Below are 20,084 nucleotides of genomic sequence, written 5' to 3'. Positions count from 1 at the left end.
TTGAATCCGGACCCTGGGCAAACTTGGACCGACCCCTACCACCCAAATCTCCGCCTCGGCCGCGGCGGCGGCGCCTCGGCGGGCTCGCGGTGGATCTCCCAACTATGGTTCTCGACGATCACCGCCGGCACCGGCCGCCCGCGCGCGTCGCGCGAGGGGCGAAAGCGGAAGCGTTCCTCGATCAGGCGGCATGTCGTCGCGTCGAGCTCGCGGCTGCCGCTCGATCGGGTGACCTCGCATTCGCGCACCCGCCCGTCGGTCCAGACGAGGTAGCGCACCCCCACCGTGCCGCCGATCCCCGCTTCGGCGGCGCCGTCGGGATAGTCCGAATCGCGCAATTGCCCACGGACCCAGCGCGGCGGGATCTCCTCCCCGCCGGCGCCGCTGCCGTCGCCCTCGCCGCCGCTCCCGCGGCCATCGCCTTCGCCCCCGGCGCCGGTTCCGGGGCCCACCACATCGGCATTGCCCGCCGTCGGCGCGCTCCCCACCCCGGCGATCGGCGCCGCGACCACCGGCGGCGGGACCGCGAGCGGCACCACCGGCTCGGGCGCGACGATCTCGGTCGGCTCGGATCGCAGATTGGGCGGGGACGCCGCGCCTTCGCGCCGGCTGCTGGTGCGGTGCGGCACCAATTTCTCGGGCGGCGGCGGGGGTGGCTCGGGCCCGACTTCGAACAAAGTAAGCGCTTCCCCGGGCGATGCCCCGCTACCCAGCGCCAGCCCCGCGACCAGCGCATAGCCGAGCGCCGCGGTCAGCGCCGCCGCGCCCAATGCGGCGCGGGCCCGCTCCATTCGCGTCGATCGCACAAAGGTCATGCTCGCAGCCGCCGGCCTCGTCGGGAGATTCCCGAAAGCACAGGCCGAATGAACGTGCGCTGGCCGTCAAAGGATGCACCGGCGCCGCGATCGGCTCAGCCGAACTCCACCGCTTCGAACCGCACCGGCGCGCCGATCGCCGCATTGGCTAGCTGGCCCTCCCACATCACGCGGTTGCCGCGGACGATGGTGCCCAGCGGCTTGCCGGTGAGCGCCATGCCGGTGAAGGGCGACCAGCCGCACCGCGACGCGAGCCAGCTCTCCTCCACCGTCCAGCGCGCCTTGAGGTCGACGATCGTGAAGTCGGCGTCATAGCCCACCGCGATGCGCCCCTTGCCGGCGATGCCGAACACGCGCTGCGGCCCGGCGCTGGTCATGTCGATCAGCCGCTGGAGCGTCAGCCGCCCCTCGGCGACATGGTTGAGCATCAGCGGCAGCAGGGTCTGCACGCCCGGCATGCCGCTCGGGCTCGCCGGATATTCCTTCGCCTTCTCCTCGCGCGTGTGCGGCGCGTGGTCCGATCCGATCACGTCGGGAACGCCCTGGTTGAGCCAGCGCCACAGCCCGTCGCGATGCGCGCCCGATCGGATCGGCGGGTTCATCTGCGCATAGGTGCCGAGCCGCGGATAGGCGTCCTCGCCCGCCAGCGTCAGGTGCTGCGGCGTCACTTCGCAGGTCGCGATGTCCTTGTGCCTGCCCAGCAGTTCCAGCTCGGCGGGCGTGGTGACGTGGAGCACGTGGATCCGCCGCCGGGCTTCGCGCGCCAGCCGCAGGATGCGCTGCGTGGCGAGCAACGCGCTCTCGTCGTCGCGCCACACCGGATGCGAGGCGGGATCGCCGGCGATGCGCTCGCCCAGCCGCGCATTCATCCGCGCCTCGTCCTCGGCATGGATCGCGACGCGGCGCTTGCCCGAGGCGAGCACGCGCGCCAGCTCCGAATCCTCGGCGACGAGGAGGTCGCCCGTGGACGCGCCCATGAAGATCTTGACGCCCGCCGTGCCGGGCAGCCGCTCGAGCTCCTTGAGCTCAGGAGCATTGGCCGCGGTCGCGCCGACATAGAAGGCATGATCGCACCACATCCGGTCCCTGGCGCGCGCGAGCTTGTCGTGCACCGCCTCGGCGCTGTCGGTATTGGGCTTGGTGTTGGGCATCTCGAACACAGCGGTGACGCCGCCGAGCACCGCCGCGCGGCTGCCGCTCTCGAGATCCTCCTTCGCCTCGAGCCCGGGCTCGCGGAAATGGACCTGGCTGTCGATCACGCCGGGCAGCACGTCGAGCCCGGTGCAGTCGATCGTCTCGCCCGCGTCGCCGACGTGGCCGATCGCGACGATGCGGCCGCCGCTGACGCCCACGTCCAGTTCGGCCGGTCCGCCGGGCAGATGCACCCGCCCGCCCTTGAGCCTGAGATCGACGTTCATGCTATCGCCCTCTTCCGTCCTGCGTGCCCGGCTCCTACCTGTTCGCCATGAGCGAGACCAGTCCCGGAACATGGCTGCCCGATCGCGCGCTGCTGCGCGTGCAGGGCGAAGACGCGCGCGGCTTCCTCCAGGGGCTGGTAACGCAGGACATGGCGGAAATGGCCCCCGGCGCGCCGAAATGGGCGGGGCTGCTCACCCCGCAGGGCAAGGCATTGTTCGATTTCATCCTCTGGGACGACGGCGACGCGATCCTGATCGATTGCGAGGCGGCCGGGCGCGAGGCGCTCGCCCGCCGCCTCACCCTCTATCGCCTGCGCCGCGCGATCAGCATCGAGCCCGTGGAGGGCGACGTGCACTGGTCCCCCGACGGCGCCGAGGGCGTCCCCGATCCGCGCCTCGCCGCGCTCGGCCGCCGCTGGCTCGGCCCCGCCGGCGGCGTGCCCGCGATCGGCTGGCCGGCGCACCGCCTGCGCCTGGGCGTGACCGAAGGCCTGGCCGAGCTCGGCCAGGACAAGACGCTGTGGCTCGAATGCAACGCCGGCGAGCTGAACGGCGTCAGCTTCACCAAGGGCTGTTATGTCGGCCAGGAGAATACCGCGCGCATGCATTATCGCGCCAAGGTCAACCGCCGCCTCGTCGTCGCCCCGCTCGCCGAGCCCGGCGACCGGACGCGCGCGACCTATCCGGAATTGGGGCTGATGGTGGAGCTGCGGCGGACGGAGGCGCTGGGGGACGCGATCGTCCCGTTATGGTTGGCGACGGCGCTTGAGGACGCGCCGACCGCCTGATCCTTCGCGCAGGCGGGCCTGGTCCGCTCCGGCAAGCGTCTCACCTACGCCCAACCTGGTAGGAGGGTCTGATGCCGAAACGGAAAAGCCAGGAGTCGCCGAAGGAGCAGAGCGAACGCTTTCGGCGGGAAGCTCGAGAGCTCATAGACGCCGGCGAACTAAATCCTATCGAGAGCGGGCGCGGCGTCGATAGGATTGTCTCGAATGCCGGTTTGAAGCGAAAGCAGCCCCCGTCTGGTGACGGGGGCTAGCTTAAGCGATTATCCGCCAGTGTTCATGAAGGCTCTCCCCAGCGTGGTGGCACCAAAGCCATTGCGGGACGGGTTGTCAACCAAGCTAGTGACCGCCATCGTATAAAACAACCTCTCCGGCGGCAACTGCTATCAAATGCACCCATGGCCGCAAAAGTTCAAAATTCCGTGAAGTGGGCAAGATTGCCTTTGCCGACTTCGAGTCCTTGCCATGAGCGAGGGCGTTGCGAATCTGCGTAATGGACCGCGCGAATGTCTCAACCCCCTTCGGAGCGAACGTGTCCACCTCCGTTCGCTCCGCTACCAACGCATCAATCACCAAATCGCCTTCGAAACAGGTATTTTTGGCGAAGAACGCCTTGTTCTGAGAAATCTCGTTCCACAGGCGTTCGACAGGTATCACGTCCTGCAGAAGGCGGACGATGGTATCCTGTTCTCGCTCCAGCTTCGCTTCTCGAAGAAGGAATAGGATCTCCGTAGAGGAGCGCTCCACGTCATCGACTGCAGACGGCCGGTTCAAGATCTTTCGAATTTCGCCTCGCAGCGCGCCGTGCATATGCCCGTATGAAACAAACTCGATAATACGATAAAAGTTCAAGAAATTAGATGCTGGATTGGTTGTCGCATACGCGGCAGAATAAAAAATGAGCAGTGCTGCCTCAAGCTCCTTGCTGGATATGCGATTAGGGAATGATCCTTCGATATATCTATTACGGGGATTCACACTCTCAGTCATAGGTTCTGGAAATATTTCTATCACCGGAGACGCCGCATCATAATATTTTAGATAGAAATTAATGTGCCTGATCAGCTTTATGACGGAATCGTTATCCCATGTAAGATTATCTATCCAAAATGAAACAGGCGTCGCGTAAGCTGGCGAACGAACCTCCTCAGAATATTCGCTGTACTCACGAAATGATCTAAGGTTTCTGAAATTGGTAGTACCCATTTGAAGAGGCGTGAAACTCTTTGCGATGGTCAAGAGCGTATCGCTGGAAGGACCGAACTCGCATTTATGCGTTTTACCTGCGACTCTCAACGAGAACTTCCGAGTTTTTACCTCCTCTTGCTCCTCATCCAGCTTGTATGCGGTCCAGATGACTTCAAGTCTCTTATCCCGCTTATGGTATATCGCAGAATATCTCGGTGGTAAGTACACGTCAGCTAGAATTGCCGCCAAACTTCTGGGATCATCAGGTATCAGCAGTGCAACGGACGCGTCCTGCCACGGATCAAGGATGCCGGCGCGGTCATCCTTTCCATTTGTAAGCTCGGCAATACGCGCGCCATCATTGCTCGATAGGAAGGGCGCAAATAGCTCAGCTATCTTATCACGCGCACCAAATCCTGCCGCGCGCTTTGTACGAGCGCGCTTGGGCGCACTAACTGAATTTGCCATTACCCCTCCCGATTTGCGCGAAGGGTCGTAGACAGTCCCTCAGATGTCAACTGTGGGCACGCGATGTATAACAACACCAAAGAAAAAGGGGAGGCCGGTTTCCCGACCTCCCCGATTTCTTGCCGTTCCGAAGAACCGGTGTGGCTTACTGACCCGAACCCGGGCCGTACATGATTTCCACACGGCGGTTCTGCAGCTCGCGGACGCCGTCGGCGGTCTCGACGCGCGGGCGGCTTTCGCCGAACGCTTCGGTCGAGATGACGGTTTCCGGAACGCCGCGGCCCGAGAAATAGGCCTTAACCGAGTCGGCGCGACGCTGCGAGAGACCCACGTTGTAGCTCGCCGGACCCGAACGGTCGGCGTGGCCCGCCAGCATGACCTGCGCGTTGCCGCAGTTCTGGTAGTTGCTGATGGCGTTGTCGAGGATGCTCGCGGCCTCCGGCGTGATGTCCGACTTATCCCAGTCGAAGAACACGATGTACGGTCCGGGGGTGCAGCGCACGGGCTCCGGCGTCGGCTCGGGGGCCGGCGGCGGGGTGTAGGGCGGCGGAGCCGGCTCGGGAGCCGGTGCCACGGGCTCGGGCTCGGGAGCGCCGAAGTTGAACACCAGGCCGCCCATGATGCTGTGCGAGCGGAAGCGGCCGAACCAGTTGCGGCCCGCGACGTCGACGAGCTCGGCGCCCGGTGCGTTGAAGAAGCGATACTTCAGCGAGACGTCGATCCGGTCCGACAGCGGCGCGCGCACGCCGGCGATGGCCTGCCATGCGACGACCGTGTCCGAATCGTCGAGCGCGTCGCCATTGGTGTTGAGCGCAAGGCGGTTCTTGACGCGAGCGACGCCGAGGCCGGGGCCGACAAAGCCCTGGACGCCATCGTCGTCACCGAAGTCCCAGAGCGCGTTGACCATGAAGCTCAGCGCCGACGAACGGCCGCCCGCATAGTCGTAGGTGCCGCCCGGCGCCATCACCGTGGCGCCCGCACCGTTAACGTACGGAAGCGTGGTGGTCGAGCGGAGGCCGGTCACGTTGGCGGCGCGATAGCCGACTTCCGCCTCGAGGCGCACAGGGCCGAGGTCGTAGCCGACGGTGCCGCCGACGTCGAAGCCGGCACGGTGGTCGACGGTGACGCTGTCGATCGCAGCGCCGACGTCCCAATCGATGTCTTCGACCAGCATGGCGCCGCCCTCGACACCCACGTACCACGCATCGTCGCGTGCAAGTGCGGGCGTGCTGAGCGCGGTCGTTGCTAGTGCCAGAGTTACGGCAAGCTTCCGCATTTTAATCCCCTTTCAAAGTTGTCACTACGGACAGCGACAAACTCACTACCGAAACGAAAGTTTCTGCGCAAGCTCACAAAACCGGCACTGTTGCATCAACGTCACAGGTTCAACCGCCCTCGATCAAACCATGTGCGCGCAATGCTTCCAGCACCGAAACGATCGCGATCCGCGCCTGGGCATCAACCGTCGTGCCTCCCACAGGTTCCGCGATCGCCTCGTTCCTCGGCCCAACCACTTGGATACCCTCGACAAATAGTTTTCCCTGGAGCTCGCCGAGGCGCCATTCGCCGTCCGCGAAACGCGCCACGCCCTGGGCCGCACCCAGCCATAATTGCATGCCTTCGCAAGGTTGCACGAAGAGCCAGCCGGCGTCGGTCCAGCCCGCGATTTCCCGCGCATGCCCCGCCCAAGGGCCGGTAGGCGCAGCGCCGACGATCCAGCATTCGCCGATTCCCGGATCGGCCGGCGGGGTGTCGACCGCCGCGGCGACCGCCGCCGCCTGGACGCTCAGGTCGAGCAGCGCGAGCGCCGCATTGTGGAACATCTCCTTCTGCGCCTGCCCCGGCTGGAGCAAAGGCAGCGCGAGTCGCGAAGTAACGCCGTCGGTCATCCGTCTTCTCCCAGGGCCGGCAGGATCAAGGTCGCGGGGGGCGACAGGCCGTGCGCCCCGATCTGGCGGACGGTGACCGCCACGGCCGCCGCCCTCTCCTCGGCCGTCAGCACGATTCCCGGCACCTCGGTAAGCGCCGCGCGGCCGCCCCCGTCCCAGGCGATCTCCACCTGGTAGCGCTCGCTCTCCTCGGCGAGCGGCGCGTCGATTCCGTCGATCCAGTCCCAGCCGCTCCTGCTGCGCCGCGTCCAGGCGATCTCGGCGCCGCCGCCGGGCAGTCCGGTGGCGCGCAGATGGACCGGGCTTGGCGGCACCACCGAGATCCCGCCGACCATCGCCTCGGCCGCGCCGGGCTCGACGTCCCCCACGCCCTGCGCCAGCACCCGGATCGTCTTGCCCATCGCCTCCGCCGGCAGGTCCAGCGTCACCAGCGCCTCGGCATCGAGCAGGACGAAGCGGTCCCCGGCCGAGTGGGTCGCGATTCCGGCCTCGGTGCCGCGGCGCCCGCGCCACAGCCCGGTGAGCGCCCATTGCCGCCCGCCCAGCGGCACCGCGCGCGCGAACTGGAGCAGTTCGCCGCTCGCCATCGCCAGGTTCGCGCCCGCAGCCAGCGCGGCGGGATCGGCGTCGTGGAGCAGCATCGCGCCGTTGACGAGCTCGACGACGAGCATGTTCCGCCGGTCCTCGACATGGCTCGGCGCCGGGCCTGGCGGCGTCACGACATGCCCCAGCACGGCGGGCATCGCAGTCGAACCAGCCGCCGACCAGGTCGCGCCGTCGTCGCTGCTGACGAGCAGGGCGGCGCTTCGCCAGCCCGGCCCGGTCCCCGCAGCGGCGATCGCCAGCCGTGGCACGGTCGCCAACGCGCCCAGCGGGGGCAGCTCGAACGCATGGATTCTCGTCTCGCCGAGGGGCAGGTCGGGCGCCGGCAGCACGCGGCCGCCGCTCGCCGCGGCAGAGGGCGCGCCCGGCGCGACCGCGACGCATTCGAGCAGCACCACCATGCCCTCGAGCCGCCATTGGTCGACGCGCCAGACGCCGGGCGCCCCCGCTATCGTCACGCGCTCGCCCGGCCGCACCGCCAGCGATCGCCAGGGCAGGGCCAGGGTGCGCCGTTCGCGCTCGACGTCGAGCCGCGCCAGCGCGGCCTCGGCGATTCCCTTGGCGCTCGCCGCGTCGATCGCCGCGGCCAGTTCCATCCGCGCCTCGCGCACCCCCGCGCCCGGCGCTACCGCGCGCTGCACCCCCGCCTGATAGTCGCGTGCCGGCTCGTAATAAGCGAGCGTCAGCGTCCGCGGCGCGGCATCCGCGGCGGCGATGTCGCGCCGGCCCCGCGCCTCGCCCGCGCCGGCATCTTCCAGTGCCAGTGCGGGGCCGCCGCCGCTCAGCAGCACCAGCTTCTCCGCATCGGCGCGGAACCAGCCGCCCGCCGCCCCCGCCAGCATCTCGATCACTGCGCGCACCGTCGCGCCCGAGGCGGCGAACCCTGCCAGCGGGACCGTGGCCTCGGGCGCCTCCAGCACCGCGCCGCCGAGCGCCTGCGCGATCGCCCCCGCCGCCTGCGGCCCCGCATCGCCGATCACTTCGAAGCTCAGCGAGGGGATGCGGTTGCCGAAATCGGCCAGCTCCAGATCCTCGAACACGACATAGGCGATCCCGCGATGCGCGGGCGCCAGCCCCGCTCCCTCCATAGCTGCGATCAGCGGATCGGGCGCCTGGTCCTCCGAACCGAGGTGCAGGCGAAACACCGTCCGCGCCTTGAAGTCGCCCGCGGCACCGCGCAGCAGCTTGCCGTCCGCCCAGATCCGCCCCACGCTTTGGATCGGCCGCGTCGAGAGCGCCACGGCGAACGAGGCGGTGTAGCTGTAACTGGTCGTGCTCGGCCTCCCCTTGCCGCCGCTCTGGGTGCTGCGATGCTCGATCAGGTCGGTCGCCCAGATCACCGATCCCGCCACGCGCATCGTCCCGAAGATCTTGGGGATCTGCGTGCCGTAGGAGGATGTCTGCACGCGCAGCTCGGTCAGCCGCGGGCCCTCGCGCCCCTTGGGCTTCAGGATTTCGCGGTCGATCGCGTTGCCGGCCAGCGCGCCGATCGCGCCGCCCAGCGGCCCGCCGATCAAGCTGCCGGCGGTCATCAGCACCACCGTCGCCATTTCAGTCTCCCTCGCTCGGGCGCCAGCGGCCGATCACCGGCCAGGGCAAATCGGGCCGCTCCACCACGCGCCGCCGCACCGCGTCGGCATGGATGATCCCGGTCTCGGCCTGGATCGCGAAATGCAGCTGGCCGGGGCCGGCGCGCAGCAGCAGCAGGTCGCCGGGCCGCGCCCCTCCGGCGGGCACCAGGCCCAGCGCCTCGATTGCCGCAACGGTGCGCCCGGCATCGCCGCTTCGAAGCGCATAGCCGCTCGGCACTTGCCCCTCGAAGCCCTCCGCGCGCAGTGCCAGCGCCGCCAGCCCCACGCAGTCGAGCCCGTCCGTCACGTCGCGCCCATGAAGCCGGAACCGCACTCCCAATGCCGCCCGCGCCGCCGCGACGGCGCGCGCGCCCGGGCTCATCCGCCCGGATACCGCGTCAGCAGGTCGATCCCGGGCAGATAGGGCTCGCCGCGGAAATTGACTGCGTTGCCGAACCTCCCCGCGCAGGTCGCAAGGCTCTTGTCGCACCCCTCGACCAGCTCGACCAGCGCGCCGGCGGCCACGAGGCGCGGCGGCCGCCGCAACGTCACCGTCGCCCCCTCGGAGCGCGCGATGGCATCCTCCAGCCCCGAATTGGCCCCCCCGAACCAACGGAGGCGCCCCCCGCCATAGGCATTGGCAATGGGCTCGCCTGCATCGAGCGTGACCGTCGCCCCCGCCACGCCGGTTACCCGCGCGAACCGTCGCCGCCCCGCCATCGCGACGCGGCAGCGCCGGTCGCCCAGCGCGGCGCGGCATTCGGGCGAAGTCTCCTCGACCACCGCCTGCTCGAGCGCCGCCGAGACCCCGCGCAGTTCGGCGGTTAGCATGCCGCCCCGCGTCTCGACCGCGCCGATCGTCCCCTCGCCCAGGGCCACCGTCTCTCCCGGCGCGGACCAGTCGACCGCGAACAGCGCCACCCGCGCGCCGTCCCAGCGCCCCGCAAGCAGATCCGCCTCGCCGATCGCTGCGCTGGTCAGCGCCCCCGTCACGTCCATGCTGTCGGCGTCCAGGCTCGCGCTCCGGCTGATCGCGCTCGGCGTCATCCCCGGCGCGGCGCGATAGACCAGTCCGTCGAGCTCGAGGTCGCGGTCGTGCGCGGTGATGCCGATCGTCACGCCGTCGCGCCGCTCGACGCGCCAGCACAGGGCCAGCGTGGTGAGTTCCCCGTCGAGCCAGCTCATTCGCGTATCTCGACGAGCGGCACCGATGCCGCCGCCCCCGCCAGATAAGTCGCGCGGCTGACCGTCAACCGGTCCTCGGCGAAGCGCACCGGCACGTCGAAGTCGAAGCTGGCGGTCACCACCGCGCCTGCGGGCGGGGGCACGTCGAGCGTCACCATGCCTCCCGGCCCCAGGTCGAACCCCATGGTCGCCACGCCGTCCACCGCCAGGCGAAGCGTGCCGCTCACCGGCCGGGTGATCCGCCGCGCCATTTCGCCATAGCGCTTGACCAATTGGAAGCGCGCCTCGATGCCGTCGCCGATCCCGATCACCCCATGCTCGGCCGACGCGTCGAACGGGTCGCGCAGCCGGAATCCCCGCGCCGGCCCCATCCGCGCACGGAAGAAGCCGATCAGCGCCGCGATGTCCGCCTCGGAGCGCACCCCCGGCCCCACATCGTAGCGCATCCGCGCCTCGGCCCATTCGGCGTTGCGGTTCTCGCGCCCGCCCGCGCTGGTCACGATCGCCGTCGACACCTCCGGCGCCACTTCGGCCTCGCGCCCCAAGGCGAGCGGGAACAGCACGTCGTCGAACGCGTCCATCTCTTCCTCCTGCTCGAAATGCACGAAACCGTCGCGCAGCACCTGCGGCAACGCCCAGACGAAGGTCTCGGCGACTCCGCGCTTCCGCCCCCGGCCGGCCGCCGCGGCGATGTGCCGCCACTGCGCCTTGTCCTCGGGGTTCAGCACGAAGCCCGCGAGATAATGCTGCTCGCCCGCCGCATAGCCCAGCCGCGCCTCGGCCAGCGCGACGCCCCTGGCGCTCGCCGCCGCATTGCCCGCCGCCGCCCAGTCGTAATCCTCGAGCTGGAGCACATCGAAGGCCGGCCCCGCCCAGCCGATCGGCAAATTGGCGCGCTGGAGCTCGGGCGCCTCGGGATCGAGCACCGTCGGCAGGTATGCGAGCAGCAGCACCTCCGCCCCCGGCGCCCAGCGCACCACGTCGCGCAGCGCCAGCGTCGACGCCGCGAGCAGCGCCCCCGCCTCGTCGAGCACTTCGGCGTCGACGCTCCCGCGCACATTCTGCTCGGGCGGATCGCCGAGCGCCGCCTTGGCCGCGTCGTCATGGATGCACAGCCGCCCGTCGGGCATCACCCACCACCAGGGCTCGCCGATCTGGAACCGGACCGCCAGCCCGGCGGCCTGCGCGATCCCCACGAACGCCAGCGCGACGACGCGCAGATAATACATCGCCCCCGCATGCGCCGGGGAGAGCAGGGCCGAGGGCGGGCTCCATCCCGTCAGCCCCGGCGATCCGTCGGCCGCGCGCTGCTTCCAGTCGTTCCAGCAATGCTGGTCGAGCAATTCGTAGGAGAGCGACCAGATCACCTCATAGCCGAGCGCCTCGGCGCGCCGCGCGAAATCCATATGCCACGCCGCGCACGCCACGTTGAGCGTACCCCCGGCCAGGCTGACATAATAACCGCCCGAATTGGGCTCGAGCCGGAAATAATGGCTCATCCCCACATAATGGAGGATGGTCCCGCGATAGCCGAGCTGGAGCGCGCCCCGCAGCACCCGCGCCGGCGTCAGATGGTAGCAATCGTCATAGCCGTTCGCGATCCTGAGACCATGCTCGGGCACCACAAGGTCGCCGATCGCGAGCACCGATCCCGGCCCCTCGCATGCGATGTCGCTGATCTCGACCCAGGCCTCGACCGGCGCCGCCAGCGCAGCGTCGCTCTCGGTATAGCCTTCGGGCACCAGCGACACGAACATCCGGTCGACGTCGCCCGCGAACACCGGATCCGCCTCGTCCGGCAGCACGAACCCGCCTGCGAGGTCCGCGAAGTCGATCGTCACCACCGCATCCTCGGGGTCGCCCTCGGCATGGTTCCACAGCCGTACGTACCAGGCGCGCGGATCGCCCGCGGCGTCACGCCCCTCGATCGTCAGCACCGGCCCGTTGACCGCATCGAGCGCCAGCACCCCCGACGACCGCCAGCGGAACCGCAGCCGGCAACCACGGAAGTCCCGGTCGGTCTCATAAGCGAGCAGCACATGGTCGTGCCGGTCCTCGGCCTCCCAGATCAGCCCGGCCAGATCGTCCTGCCGATAGAAGACCGCGTCGACGCGCAGCGCGTCGGGGGCGGTCGTCACCACGCTCGCCATCATCGGCCGCGGGAAGTTGACTGTCCAGTAGAGCGGATCGAAGCGCGAAATCGCGCCCTCCATTTGCCCCCGCCGTTCGGACGCCAGCCAATGTGCCATAACTCCCTCTCCCCTTGTGGGAGAGGGAAGGGGCCCGCGCGCGAAGCGCGTGGAAAGGGTGAGGGGGACCTCACCACTGCGCCCGCTTCCCCCTCACCCTTCCGGCGCTGCGCGCCTCCCTCCCTCTCCCGATGGGAGAGGGACTATTCCACCTCCGCCAGCGCCGCCTTCACCGCCCGCGCCACTTGCCGGCTCGACTGGGCCAGCGCCCGCGGCGCCTCGCCCGCCCCCGCATTGACCGTGATCGCCACCCGCACCTCGCGCGGCCCGCTCGCGATCGGCGCCGCCACTGCGCCCGCGCTCGCCGGCACGAACAGTTCGGGCCCGCGCTCGCCGACCCAATAGGGCCGCCCGGGGCTCACCGGCCCGCCGGTCGCGCGTCCCGGCGCCCCGCCGAACAGCCCCAGGATCGTCCCCAGCAGTCCCTCGCCGCCGCCCGCGCCGCTCAGCGCGCCCAGCCCCCCGCGCAGCGCCGCCGCCGCGATTTCGTCGAGCACCGCCAGCGCCATCCTGCGCAGGTCCTCGAACCCGAACTTGCCCGTCCGCACCGCGCGCAGCAGCGCACCCTCGATCGCGCGCCCGGCGCGGTCGGCGCCCGCTTCCAGCGGCCCCTCGATCTGCCCGCGCATCTCCGCCACGTCGCGCGCGAAGCCGCGCGTGTCGGCGCGCACGCTGACGATCAGCCGTTCGATCTCTTCATCCATCGGGAAACAACTCCTCGAGCCGCGCGCACTCGGCCGCGCCCAGCGGCTCCGCCGCCTCGCCCGCCAGCGCCCGCACCAAAGCCGCCAGCTCGGCCGGCGTCGCATTCCAGAACGTCTCGGGCGTCCACCCGAAAGCGAGCCCCGCCGCCCCGGCAAGCCGAACGGCCCAGACGGAAAATTCCTCCCCGAGCTCGTCTCGGGGAGGGGGACCAGCCGCAGGCTGGTGGAGGGGCCGCCGCGTCAGCGGCGGTTGCACCGCCGTCCCCTCCACCACTCGCTCCGCGAGTGGTCCCCCTCCCCGAGCAAGCTCGGGGAGGAATGGTTCAGCACCCATCACCGCCCCGCCAATATCTGCCCGAGCAGCGCCTTGAGCACCGGCGTGTTCGCCGCCAGCCCGCGCGCCGTCACCGCTTCGGCAAAGCCCTCGCGCGTCAGCCCCTCGGGCCGCGCACCGAGGCAATGCCAGAAGAGCCCCACCATCTCGCCCAGCGCCAGCCGCCCTTCCGCGGCACGCTCGACCAATGCGAACAAGGGCCCCAGCTCGCCCTCCGCCGCGACCAGAGCCGAGAAGCTCGGCCGAAGCACCAGCGTCTCGCCAGCAATGCGTAATTCCGCCTCGCCACGCGCCGGATTGGCGCCTCTTTCAAGCCCCTCAGGATCCACGCCGACGCTCACGCGCTCACCACCGGCCCGGAGCTCTCCAGGCTGAGCGTGTAACTGCGCTCCCCGTTGAAATCGCCGGCATAATCGAGCCGCGTCACCAGGAAGCGCCCGGTCATCGTCTCGCCGCTCTCGAAGCTCAGCCGGTAATCGTCGATCACCCCGGCGAGCGCATTGGTCTTCACCCGGCCTTCCGCCGCCGATCCGGTGAACACCCCCGCGCCCGACACGCTCACCGATCGTACGCCTGCGCCCGACAGCAATTCGCGCCACCCGCCCGAATCCTTGGAGGTGATCACCACCGCCTCGCCGTTGACGCTCAACTGCGTGGTCCGCAGCCCGGCCACCGTCGTGAACGCCACCGGCGATCCGCCATTCCCCACCTTGAGCAGGAACGCGCTACCCTTCTCCGCCGCCATATTCTTTCTCCTCTAAAATCCTCCCCGGAACGGGGAGGGGGACCAGCCGAAGGCTGGTGGAGGGGGCCCGCCACAAGCGACCCGCCAGCCGAAGCTCAATTCGCCTGCAGCATCCGCACCCGGAACTCGATCACCGCCATGGACAGCCCGGAGCCCTCGCCCGCGATCCGGCTGCGCAGGAAGGCGAGGCTGACGATCCGCCATCCCTCGCCCAGCTCGCGCGGCAGTTCGGCGATCGCGTTCGTGATCTGGTCGGTGCGCGCGCGCAGCCACACGCGGTCCTCGCCCGTTTCGAACAGCCCCACCGCCAGCCGCCCTTCGCGGCCGGCCATGTCCTTGGTGCTCCAGTCGACGAGCACCGCGTCCTCGATGATCACATAGGGCCGGACGCCGCGCGCCGGCGGCGCATCGAACACCCCGTTGAGCTCCAGTTCCGGACCCGCGCCGAGCACTGCCCGGACCGCCTCGACCAACACCTGATGCGCGCTCATCGGAGCAGCCCTCCCAGCCAGCGGAACGCGGGGTCGCGCAGCCAGCGCCGCCCGAGCCCGCGTCCCGAAACCACCACGCGCGCGCCCTCGGCCGCCACCGACACGCCGGGCAGCGCCTCGCCGGCCACATCCGCCAGCCGCGCCGCGACCCGCACCGCCGCCCGCGCGCCCATGTCGCGCGCCCGTGCCTCGAGCCCGTCCATCATGCCGATCGCCGCGCGGTCTCGAGCCGCAGCCGCCGCCACGGCCGCCACAGCGCCGCGACCGCCGCCGGCGGCGCTCCGCCGCTCGCCCGCGCCTCGAACAGATGGGCGGCGAGCAGCACCACGCCCTGCGCCAGCGGCGCGGGCAATCCGCTCCATTCGGCGGCGAGCCCGGCGGCATAGCCCACCCGCACCCGCCCCGCCGCACTGGGCGAGGTCACGCGCACCCAGCCCTCGCTCGCCGCGTCGATGTCGATCGCATAGCTGCCGGCGGGGAGCGCAAAGCCCGCCCCCTCCGCCGGCAACCCCTCGACGCTGTTGATCGCGGCGACCGGCGCGCCGCCGAGCCGCTGCCATTTCGCGAGCGCGGGCAGCACCGCTTCCCACGTCCGCACGATCAGCGCCTGGCCGGTGAACGCCTCGCACAAGGCCAGCGCAGTCGCCGCATGCCGCTCGAGCAGCGCATCCTCGGCCGCGCCCGAGATCCGCAGATGAAGCTTGGCGGCATCGCGCGCGGCAGCGATCGCCGCCGCCGGAAAGGGCGGAGCAAGCATCGATATCTCCTTCCTGAACTCCCTCTCCCCTTGTGGGAGAGGGAAGGGGCCCGCTCGCGAAGCGAGTGGGAAGGGTGAGGGGGACTGGGTCTCAATCCCCCTCATCCGGCGCTACGCGCCACCTTCTCCCACAAGGGGAGAAGGACCTGCTTACGAAGCCGCGAACTTCAGCAGCTTGATCGCCTCCGAGTTGCTCACCATCCCGCCGACGCGCTTGGTCGCGTAGAAGTGCACGAACGGCTTGTTGCTATACGGATCGCGCAGCACCTGGGTCTCGCCGCGCTCGGCGATCAGATAGCCGGCCTTGAAGTTGCCGAACGCGATCGACAGGCTGTTCGCGGCGATGTCGGGCATGTCCTCGGCCTCGACTACCGGATAGCCGAGCAGGGTCGCCGGCTGCCCCGCCGCGAGGCTCGGCGCCCAGAGGAACGCGCCGTCGCTGGTCTTGAACTTGCGGATCCGCGCCAGCGTGGTGCTGTTCATCACCCAGCTCGCGCCCTGCCGGTACGGCGCGCGCAGGCTCTGCACCAGGTCGATCAGCTTCTCCTCGGGATTGGCCGCGAACGCCCCCGCGGCGCCGCTCGCCAGATATTGCAGCGTCCCGAACGGCCGGCTCGCGTCGAGGGCGGTCGAAGTCGCCGCGGCGAGGAACCCCTTGGGCTTGTTCGTCCCGTTGCCGTTGACGAAGGCCGATCCTTCCGCCGCGGCGAACTCGCGCGCGATCTCCACCGCCAGCCATTCCTCGACGTCGAAGGCCGCATCGTCGAGCATCGCCTGGCTCGCCGCCGGATTGGCGTAGAGGTCGCCGCTCGGCGGGGCGACTTCGTTGAAGGTCGGCGTCGCCGTCTCGGGTCGCGTCGCCGTCTCGGCGGCCCAGCCCGAAGCGATTCCGCCGCTCGCGATCAGCTTGCGATAGCCGCTCGATCCCACCTTCACGACAGTGGCGATCGCGCGGATCGGCGACACCGCCTTCAGCGTCGCGTCGATCCGCGCGTCGATCTCTTGCGGAACGGCATAGCCGCCCGCGGTATCGCTCGCGCCCGACATCGCCTTGGTCTCGACGCCGCCGCTGCCGGCGCGCAGGAACCCCTCGAACGCCGCGCTGCCCAGCGGCCTTCCGCCCGCCAGCATCGGCCGCACCGGCGGCAGCCCCGCCTTCTCCACCGCCTCGAAGCTCGCCTCGAGGTCGTCCGCCTTCACTTCGATCATGTCCGTCTCCCACATGAAAAACCCTCCCCGAGAGCGTCCCGGGGAGGGGGACCAGCCAAGGCTGGCGAGGTGGCGCCGCCAGAGGCGAGACGCCGCTACTTTCGTGAATGGCCGCTATCCGCACCAAGTTCGGTGGTGCAGGCAGGCACTGGCCAAATGATATGAAATAATAGCGCGGATTCCCGACGCCGCCCTTTGTCGGGTTGTTCAACGAATTCCTGAAATCTATTCGCGGCGATGCGCTCTAAAGTTGGTAGCGCGCTCCGTACCTTTGGTTAAATAGGAACCGGCGGCTCGTCCCGTCTGCCACGGGGCGAAACCATCCGCCCAAAGGAGGTGATTCACATACCTACTGACATTGCTACAATGATCATCAGCATCATTATGATGATGATCGCATTTGCCGCTCTGGTGGTTCAGATCATTCAGACGGCTCGTTCCAAGTAAGCTTGCGCTTGCTTGATTCGACGGGAGGGGGCGAGCCTGCCAGCTCGTCCCCAAACGATTTGGCCCCGACCGCTGCCACGGTCGGGGCCATCGTTGGGGGTGTTCACACACGCTCCCGACATTGCGTTTAAACAATAGATTGAATCGGTTTCGGTTTCAATAACCCCGGTAACCAGGCCGGATATATAGCGCCGCGTCCGCCTAGATGCTCACCGCATGCACCCGCGCCAGCGGCTGCATCGGGCTCGCCACCAGGCTCACCTCGATCAGCTGCAGCGCCCGGATCTCGCGCCGCGTCGTGCCGCGCGCCTCGGTCACCCGGTATCCGAAGGACAGCCCGGTCACCGCGCCCTTCGCCACCGCCTCGGCGAGCGCGGGCGTCGCGATCCGGCCGATCACGCGCAGCCCGCGCGCATCCTCCGCCAGCCGCTCGACCGTCCCGACCGGCGCACCGCCATGCTGCCACAAAAGGGGCACCGGCCCGCCCAGCCGGAACGCCCCCCGCCGCACCACGTCGCCGCCCCGGTCGGGCACGTCGAACACCGCCGCATAGCCCGCGAACCGAACGTTCACTTCAGCCAGCCCGGAAAGCCCAGCTTGACCGCGAGCCCCACCAGCACGAGCGCGGCGAGCATCCGCCCCGCCCAGGAGAACGCCGCCTTGAGCGCCGATCGCTTGGCGTCGCGCCATGCCCCCAGCAACTCGCGCAGCTCCGCCATGTCCTTCGCCGCGCTGGCATCCTCGAGCCCCAGCCGCGCCAGCGCCCGCTGCGCGCTCAGCTCGCCCGCCTCCTCGGCGATCGCCCTCAGCGTCGCCGTGTCGGCGCCGTCTTCCCTGGCCTGCTCGATCAATTGCGCGAGTACCGTCTCGTTACGCATCCTACTCTCCCGATTTCCCCGCCCGGATTGCCCGCCCGCCGGCGCGTCAGGTCAGCCCGACCATCGCCCTTTTCTCGTCGTCGCTCAGGAAGTCCGCCGCGCTCACCTGGCGCCACAGCCGCTCGCGGTCCTCCGCCAGCGCGGTCACCCGGTCGAGGTCGACCGCGAGCGACGCGTCGGCGAACCAGCCCTTCAGCGCCTGGGCGATCCCCGCGAGGATCGTCTCCGCCACCGGCAGGATCGCAAGTCGCCACAAGGCGCGGTTCGCCTCGCGGTAATTGGCATAGGCCGCGTCGCCCGGCAGCCCGAGCAGCATCGGCGGCACGCCGAAGGCGAGCGCGATCTCGCGCGCCGCCGCCGCCTTCAACCCCACGAAGTCCATGTCGGCGGGGGTCATTCCCATCGCCTGCCATTTGAGCCCGCCCTCGAGCAGCATCGGCCGCCCGGCATTGGCCGCGCCCGCGAACCCGGCCTCGAGCTCGCTTTTCATCCGCGCGAACTGGTCCGCGCTCAGCACCCCGCCGTCGCCCGCGTCATAGACCAGGGCGCCCGAGGGGCGCGCGGCATTGTCGAGCAGCGCCTTGTTCCAGCGCGTCGCGGCATTGTGGATCGCGATCGCCCCCGCCGCGGCGCCGAGGCAGCCGAGCCCATAATGGTCGTCGACCGGGTTGAACGCCTTGATGTGCGCCACCGCCGGCCGCCCGCCGGCATCCTCCGCCGTCAGCCGGGCGACATGCGCGCCCACCCGGTAGCGATAGGCGACCGGCCAGCCGCCCGCATCGGCCTCCACGCTCACCCGCTCGGGCCTGAGCGCGAACAGCTCGCGCACCTGGCCTTCGCTGTCGGTCAGGATCTGCACCCAGGCATTGCCGTGGAGCAGCAATTGCGCCGCCACCGTCTCGATCAGCGCCTGCCCGCCCGAGCGCGCGGTCGCCAGCGCCGCCAGCGCCGGGTCGCTCGCCTTGAGCGGTGCCGAACCCACGCCTTCGCTCACCAATTTGACCGCGCGCTGCGCCACCGGATTGTGGCAATAACCCTCGCGCACCTGCGCCTCGTAGCTGCGCGGCCATTCGCCGACGCCCGCCACGTTTCCGCCACGCGCCAAGGGAAGCCGGACGCCCTCGCGCCCGGACTTGCGTCCGAACCATTTCATGCCTGTCTCCCGGATGCCGCTCGGCGGCCTCATTGCTCCCCTCCCTGCTTGCAGGGAGGGGATGGGGGTGGGTGCGCGCGTCTGCGCGCCCAAAAGACTCTCTCGTGCCTGGTGAAGCAGCAGCGGACGAGGCATCGAGCCTCACCCGCTGCTAAACCCACCCCTTGCCCCTCCCTTTCAGGGAGGGGAATTCGACTCTAAACCTCCCGGTACATCACCAGCGCGTCGACATAGCCCGCGTCCGGATGCCGGAACGCGCCCGGCAGCCGCCCGACGATCTCGAACCCCATCCGCTCCCAGAGCCCTACCGCCCGCGCGTTCGTGCTCACCACGAAGTTGAACTGCATCGCGCGATAGCCGCGCGCGCGGGCGTGATCGAGCGAGTGCGCGCACATGCTGCGCGCCACGCCCCGGCCCATTGCCGCCGCGCTCGTCATGTATCCGCAATTGCAGACATGCCCTCCGCCGCCCGCCTGGTTGGGGCGGATATAATAGGTCCCGAGCACCACGCCCTCTTCCTCGGCGACGAAGACCTCCTTGTCCGCCCCCATCCAATAGCCAAGCGCCTCGGCCTCGCCCATCTCGGGGTCGAGCGCATAGGTCGTCCCCTCGCGGATCGTCGGCAGGATGATCGCCGCCACGGCTTCCACGTCGGCCGGCGTGGCTGGTCTGATCTGCATGTCCCTACCGCTTCGTCGCGAACCAGATCACGTGCCGCGGCCCCTTGCCGTTGCTGCGCGCCTTCACGCCCACTTCCTCCACCGCGAACCCCGCATCGCGCAGCCGCCGCGCGAACCTGGCATCGGGCGCCGCCGACCACACCGCCAATATCCCGCCGGTCCGGAGCGCCGCCCGCGCGGCCGCCAGCCCGCGATCCGAATAGAGCCCGTCATTGCCCGGCCGGGTCAGCCCGTCGGGGCCGTTGTCGACGTCGAGCAGGATCGCGTCATAGCCGCCCCGCCCGCGCCGGATCACCGCGCCGACATCGTCGATCACCACGTCCACGCGACGGTCGTCGAGACACCCCGCCGCCAGCTCGGCCATCGGCCCCTTCGCCCAGTCGATGATCTTCGGCACCAGTTCCGCCACGGTCACCCGCGCGTCGCCGTCCAGCCGCGCCAGCGCCGCGCGCAAGGTGAACCCCATCCCATAGCCGCCGATCAGCAGATGCGGCGCCGAAACCCGCAGCCGGTCG

At 69.6% G+C, this 20,084-nt stretch carries 23 protein-coding genes; 1 reads left to right on the top strand and 22 read right to left on the bottom strand.

Annotated elements, in window-relative coordinates; genetic code table 11:
* Nucleotides 1–35 precede the first annotated feature (35 nt).
* Both MT490_RS14350 and MT490_RS14345 read right to left on the bottom strand, forming a co-directional pair.
* Complete coding sequence (locus MT490_RS14350; RefSeq protein WP_297389027.1) at nt 36–815, bottom strand: energy transducer TonB; 780 nt, start codon at nt 813–815, stop codon at nt 36–38.
* Nucleotides 816–910: 95 nt separating this feature from the next.
* Entirely contained in the window at nt 911–2,233 is a 1,323-nt protein-coding gene (locus MT490_RS14345; protein WP_297389024.1) for a dihydroorotase, read from the bottom strand.
* A 47-nt stretch (nt 2,234–2,280) separates the two neighbouring features.
* Here MT490_RS14345 and MT490_RS14340 point away from each other — a divergent pair, with 47 nt between their 5' ends.
* Nucleotides 2,281–3,021: a folate-binding protein gene (locus tag MT490_RS14340; RefSeq protein WP_297389021.1), complete on the top strand. Its 741-nt coding sequence runs from the start codon at nt 2,281–2,283 to the stop codon at nt 3,019–3,021.
* A 336-nt stretch (nt 3,022–3,357) separates the two neighbouring features.
* Here MT490_RS14340 and MT490_RS14335 read toward each other — a convergent pair whose 3' ends face one another.
* From MT490_RS14335 to MT490_RS14240, 20 genes are all read right to left on the bottom strand, one after another.
* Nucleotides 3,358–4,674 carry a hypothetical protein gene (locus tag MT490_RS14335; protein WP_297389018.1) on the bottom strand — a complete coding sequence of 439 codons (1,317 nt, stop codon included), beginning with the start codon at nt 4,672–4,674 and terminating at the stop codon, nt 3,358–3,360.
* Nucleotides 4,675–4,819: 145 nt separating this feature from the next.
* The gene (locus MT490_RS14330; protein ID WP_297389016.1) at nt 4,820–5,950 is read right to left on the bottom strand and encodes an OmpA family protein; all 1,131 of its coding nucleotides are present in this window, start codon (nt 5,948–5,950) and stop codon (nt 4,820–4,822) included.
* Nucleotides 5,951–6,059: 109 nt separating this feature from the next.
* A complete protein-coding gene (locus MT490_RS14325; RefSeq protein WP_297389013.1) occupies nt 6,060–6,563 on the bottom strand; it encodes a DUF2793 domain-containing protein in 504 nt (167 codons plus the stop codon).
* Nucleotides 6,560–8,716, bottom strand: a complete 2,157-nt coding sequence (locus tag MT490_RS14320; RefSeq protein ID WP_297389010.1) for a phage tail protein — start codon at nt 8,714–8,716, stop codon at nt 6,560–6,562. The genes MT490_RS14325 and MT490_RS14320 overlap by 4 nt, the downstream gene beginning before the upstream one ends.
* A gap of 1 nt (nt 8,717) precedes the next feature.
* On the bottom strand, nt 8,718–9,119 hold the full coding sequence (locus MT490_RS14315; protein ID WP_297389007.1) for a peptidoglycan endopeptidase: 402 nt from the start codon (nt 9,117–9,119) through the stop codon (nt 8,718–8,720).
* On the bottom strand, nt 9,116–9,922 hold the full coding sequence (locus MT490_RS14310) for a DUF2163 domain-containing protein (RefSeq protein ID WP_297389004.1): 807 nt from the start codon (nt 9,920–9,922) through the stop codon (nt 9,116–9,118). The genes MT490_RS14315 and MT490_RS14310 overlap by 4 nt, the downstream gene beginning before the upstream one ends.
* Entirely contained in the window at nt 9,919–12,171 is a 2,253-nt protein-coding gene (locus tag MT490_RS14305; protein ID WP_297389001.1) for a DUF2460 domain-containing protein, read from the bottom strand. The genes MT490_RS14310 and MT490_RS14305 overlap by 4 nt, the downstream gene beginning before the upstream one ends.
* 143 nt (nt 12,172–12,314) lie before the next feature.
* A complete protein-coding gene (locus MT490_RS14300; protein ID WP_297388998.1) occupies nt 12,315–12,875 on the bottom strand; it encodes a tail tape measure protein in 561 nt (186 codons plus the stop codon).
* The gene (locus MT490_RS20360; protein ID WP_363321753.1) at nt 12,868–13,209 is read right to left on the bottom strand and encodes a phage tail assembly chaperone; all 342 of its coding nucleotides are present in this window, start codon (nt 13,207–13,209) and stop codon (nt 12,868–12,870) included. Before MT490_RS20360 ends, MT490_RS14300 begins: the two co-directional genes overlap by 8 nt.
* Nucleotides 13,209–13,550, bottom strand: a complete 342-nt coding sequence (locus tag MT490_RS14290; RefSeq protein WP_297388995.1) for a gene transfer agent family protein — start codon at nt 13,548–13,550, stop codon at nt 13,209–13,211. The genes MT490_RS20360 and MT490_RS14290 overlap by 1 nt, the downstream gene beginning before the upstream one ends.
* On the bottom strand, nt 13,547–13,954 hold the full coding sequence (locus MT490_RS14285; protein WP_297388992.1) for a phage major tail protein, TP901-1 family: 408 nt from the start codon (nt 13,952–13,954) through the stop codon (nt 13,547–13,549). The genes MT490_RS14290 and MT490_RS14285 overlap by 4 nt, the downstream gene beginning before the upstream one ends.
* Before the next feature lie 95 nt (nt 13,955–14,049).
* Entirely contained in the window at nt 14,050–14,445 is a 396-nt protein-coding gene (locus MT490_RS14280) for a DUF3168 domain-containing protein (RefSeq protein WP_297388989.1), read from the bottom strand.
* On the bottom strand, nt 14,442–14,651 hold the full coding sequence (locus MT490_RS14275) for a hypothetical protein (RefSeq protein ID WP_297388986.1): 210 nt from the start codon (nt 14,649–14,651) through the stop codon (nt 14,442–14,444). The genes MT490_RS14280 and MT490_RS14275 overlap by 4 nt, the downstream gene beginning before the upstream one ends.
* Nucleotides 14,648–15,202 (bottom strand): hypothetical protein, encoded by a 555-nt coding sequence (locus tag MT490_RS14270; RefSeq protein WP_297388984.1) that lies wholly within the window; start codon nt 15,200–15,202, stop codon nt 14,648–14,650. The genes MT490_RS14275 and MT490_RS14270 overlap by 4 nt, the downstream gene beginning before the upstream one ends.
* 150 nt (nt 15,203–15,352) lie before the next feature.
* Complete coding sequence (locus tag MT490_RS14265) at nt 15,353–16,411, bottom strand: phage major capsid protein (RefSeq protein ID WP_297389094.1); 1,059 nt, start codon at nt 16,409–16,411, stop codon at nt 15,353–15,355.
* A gap of 648 nt (nt 16,412–17,059) precedes the next feature.
* On the bottom strand, nt 17,060–17,431 hold the full coding sequence (locus MT490_RS14260; protein ID WP_297388981.1) for an HK97 family phage prohead protease: 372 nt from the start codon (nt 17,429–17,431) through the stop codon (nt 17,060–17,062).
* On the bottom strand, nt 17,428–17,736 hold the full coding sequence (locus MT490_RS14255; protein WP_297388978.1) for a DUF6127 family protein: 309 nt from the start codon (nt 17,734–17,736) through the stop codon (nt 17,428–17,430). The genes MT490_RS14260 and MT490_RS14255 overlap by 4 nt, the downstream gene beginning before the upstream one ends.
* A 46-nt stretch (nt 17,737–17,782) precedes the next feature.
* Nucleotides 17,783–18,889 (bottom strand): phage portal protein, encoded by a 1,107-nt coding sequence (locus MT490_RS14250; protein WP_297388975.1) that lies wholly within the window; start codon nt 18,887–18,889, stop codon nt 17,783–17,785.
* Between the two features lie 197 nt (nt 18,890–19,086).
* Nucleotides 19,087–19,569, bottom strand: a complete 483-nt coding sequence (locus MT490_RS14245) for an N-acetyltransferase (protein ID WP_297388972.1) — start codon at nt 19,567–19,569, stop codon at nt 19,087–19,089.
* A gap of 4 nt (nt 19,570–19,573) precedes the next feature.
* On the bottom strand, nt 19,574–20,084 hold a 511-nt coding region (locus MT490_RS14240), incomplete at its 5' end, for a spermidine synthase (RefSeq protein ID WP_297388970.1).

The organism is Sphingomonas sp., assembly GCF_026460985.1.
Taxonomy (GTDB): Bacteria; Pseudomonadota; Alphaproteobacteria; order Sphingomonadales; family Sphingomonadaceae; genus Sphingomonas.
This window is presented reverse-complemented; position numbering and strand designations above follow the sequence as displayed.

Bases quoted from the DNA above. Each gene is read 5' to 3' on its own strand.
- MT490_RS14350 (WP_297389027.1), bottom strand. From the start codon at position 815: ATGACCTTTGTGCGATCGACGCGAATGGAGCGGGCCCGCGCCGCATTG.
- MT490_RS14345 (WP_297389024.1), bottom strand. From the start codon at position 2,233: ATGAACGTCGATCTCAGGCTCAAGGGCGGGCGGGTGCATCTGCCCGGC.
- MT490_RS14340 (WP_297389021.1), top strand. From the start codon at position 2,281: ATGAGCGAGACCAGTCCCGGAACATGGCTGCCCGATCGCGCGCTGCTG.
- MT490_RS14335 (WP_297389018.1), bottom strand. From the start codon at position 4,674: ATGGCAAATTCAGTTAGTGCGCCCAAGCGCGCTCGTACAAAGCGCGCG.
- MT490_RS14330 (WP_297389016.1), bottom strand. From the start codon at position 5,950: ATGCGGAAGCTTGCCGTAACTCTGGCACTAGCAACGACCGCGCTCAGC.
- MT490_RS14325 (WP_297389013.1), bottom strand. From the start codon at position 6,563: ATGACCGACGGCGTTACTTCGCGACTCGCGCTGCCTTTGCTCCAGCCG.
- MT490_RS14320 (WP_297389010.1), bottom strand. From the start codon at position 8,716: ATGGCGACGGTGGTGCTGATGACCGCCGGCAGCTTGATCGGCGGGCCG.
- MT490_RS14315 (WP_297389007.1), bottom strand. From the start codon at position 9,119: ATGAGCCCGGGCGCGCGCGCCGTCGCGGCGGCGCGGGCGGCATTGGGA.
- MT490_RS14310 (WP_297389004.1), bottom strand. From the start codon at position 9,922: ATGAGCTGGCTCGACGGGGAACTCACCACGCTGGCCCTGTGCTGGCGC.
- MT490_RS14305 (WP_297389001.1), bottom strand. From the start codon at position 12,171: ATGGCACATTGGCTGGCGTCCGAACGGCGGGGGCAAATGGAGGGCGCG.
- MT490_RS14300 (WP_297388998.1), bottom strand. From the start codon at position 12,875: ATGGATGAAGAGATCGAACGGCTGATCGTCAGCGTGCGCGCCGACACG.
- MT490_RS20360 (WP_363321753.1), bottom strand. From the start codon at position 13,209: ATGGGTGCTGAACCATTCCTCCCCGAGCTTGCTCGGGGAGGGGGACCA.
- MT490_RS14285 (WP_297388992.1), bottom strand. From the start codon at position 13,954: ATGGCGGCGGAGAAGGGTAGCGCGTTCCTGCTCAAGGTGGGGAATGGC.
- MT490_RS14280 (WP_297388989.1), bottom strand. From the start codon at position 14,445: ATGAGCGCGCATCAGGTGTTGGTCGAGGCGGTCCGGGCAGTGCTCGGC.
- MT490_RS14275 (WP_297388986.1), bottom strand. From the start codon at position 14,651: ATGATGGACGGGCTCGAGGCACGGGCGCGCGACATGGGCGCGCGGGCG.
- MT490_RS14270 (WP_297388984.1), bottom strand. From the start codon at position 15,202: ATGCTTGCTCCGCCCTTTCCGGCGGCGGCGATCGCTGCCGCGCGCGAT.
- MT490_RS14265 (WP_297389094.1), bottom strand. From the start codon at position 16,411: ATGATCGAAGTGAAGGCGGACGACCTCGAGGCGAGCTTCGAGGCGGTG.
- MT490_RS14255 (WP_297388978.1), bottom strand. From the start codon at position 17,736: ATGCGTAACGAGACGGTACTCGCGCAATTGATCGAGCAGGCCAGGGAA.
- MT490_RS14250 (WP_297388975.1), bottom strand. From the start codon at position 18,889: ATGAAATGGTTCGGACGCAAGTCCGGGCGCGAGGGCGTCCGGCTTCCC.
- MT490_RS14245 (WP_297388972.1), bottom strand. From the start codon at position 19,569: ATGCAGATCAGACCAGCCACGCCGGCCGACGTGGAAGCCGTGGCGGCG.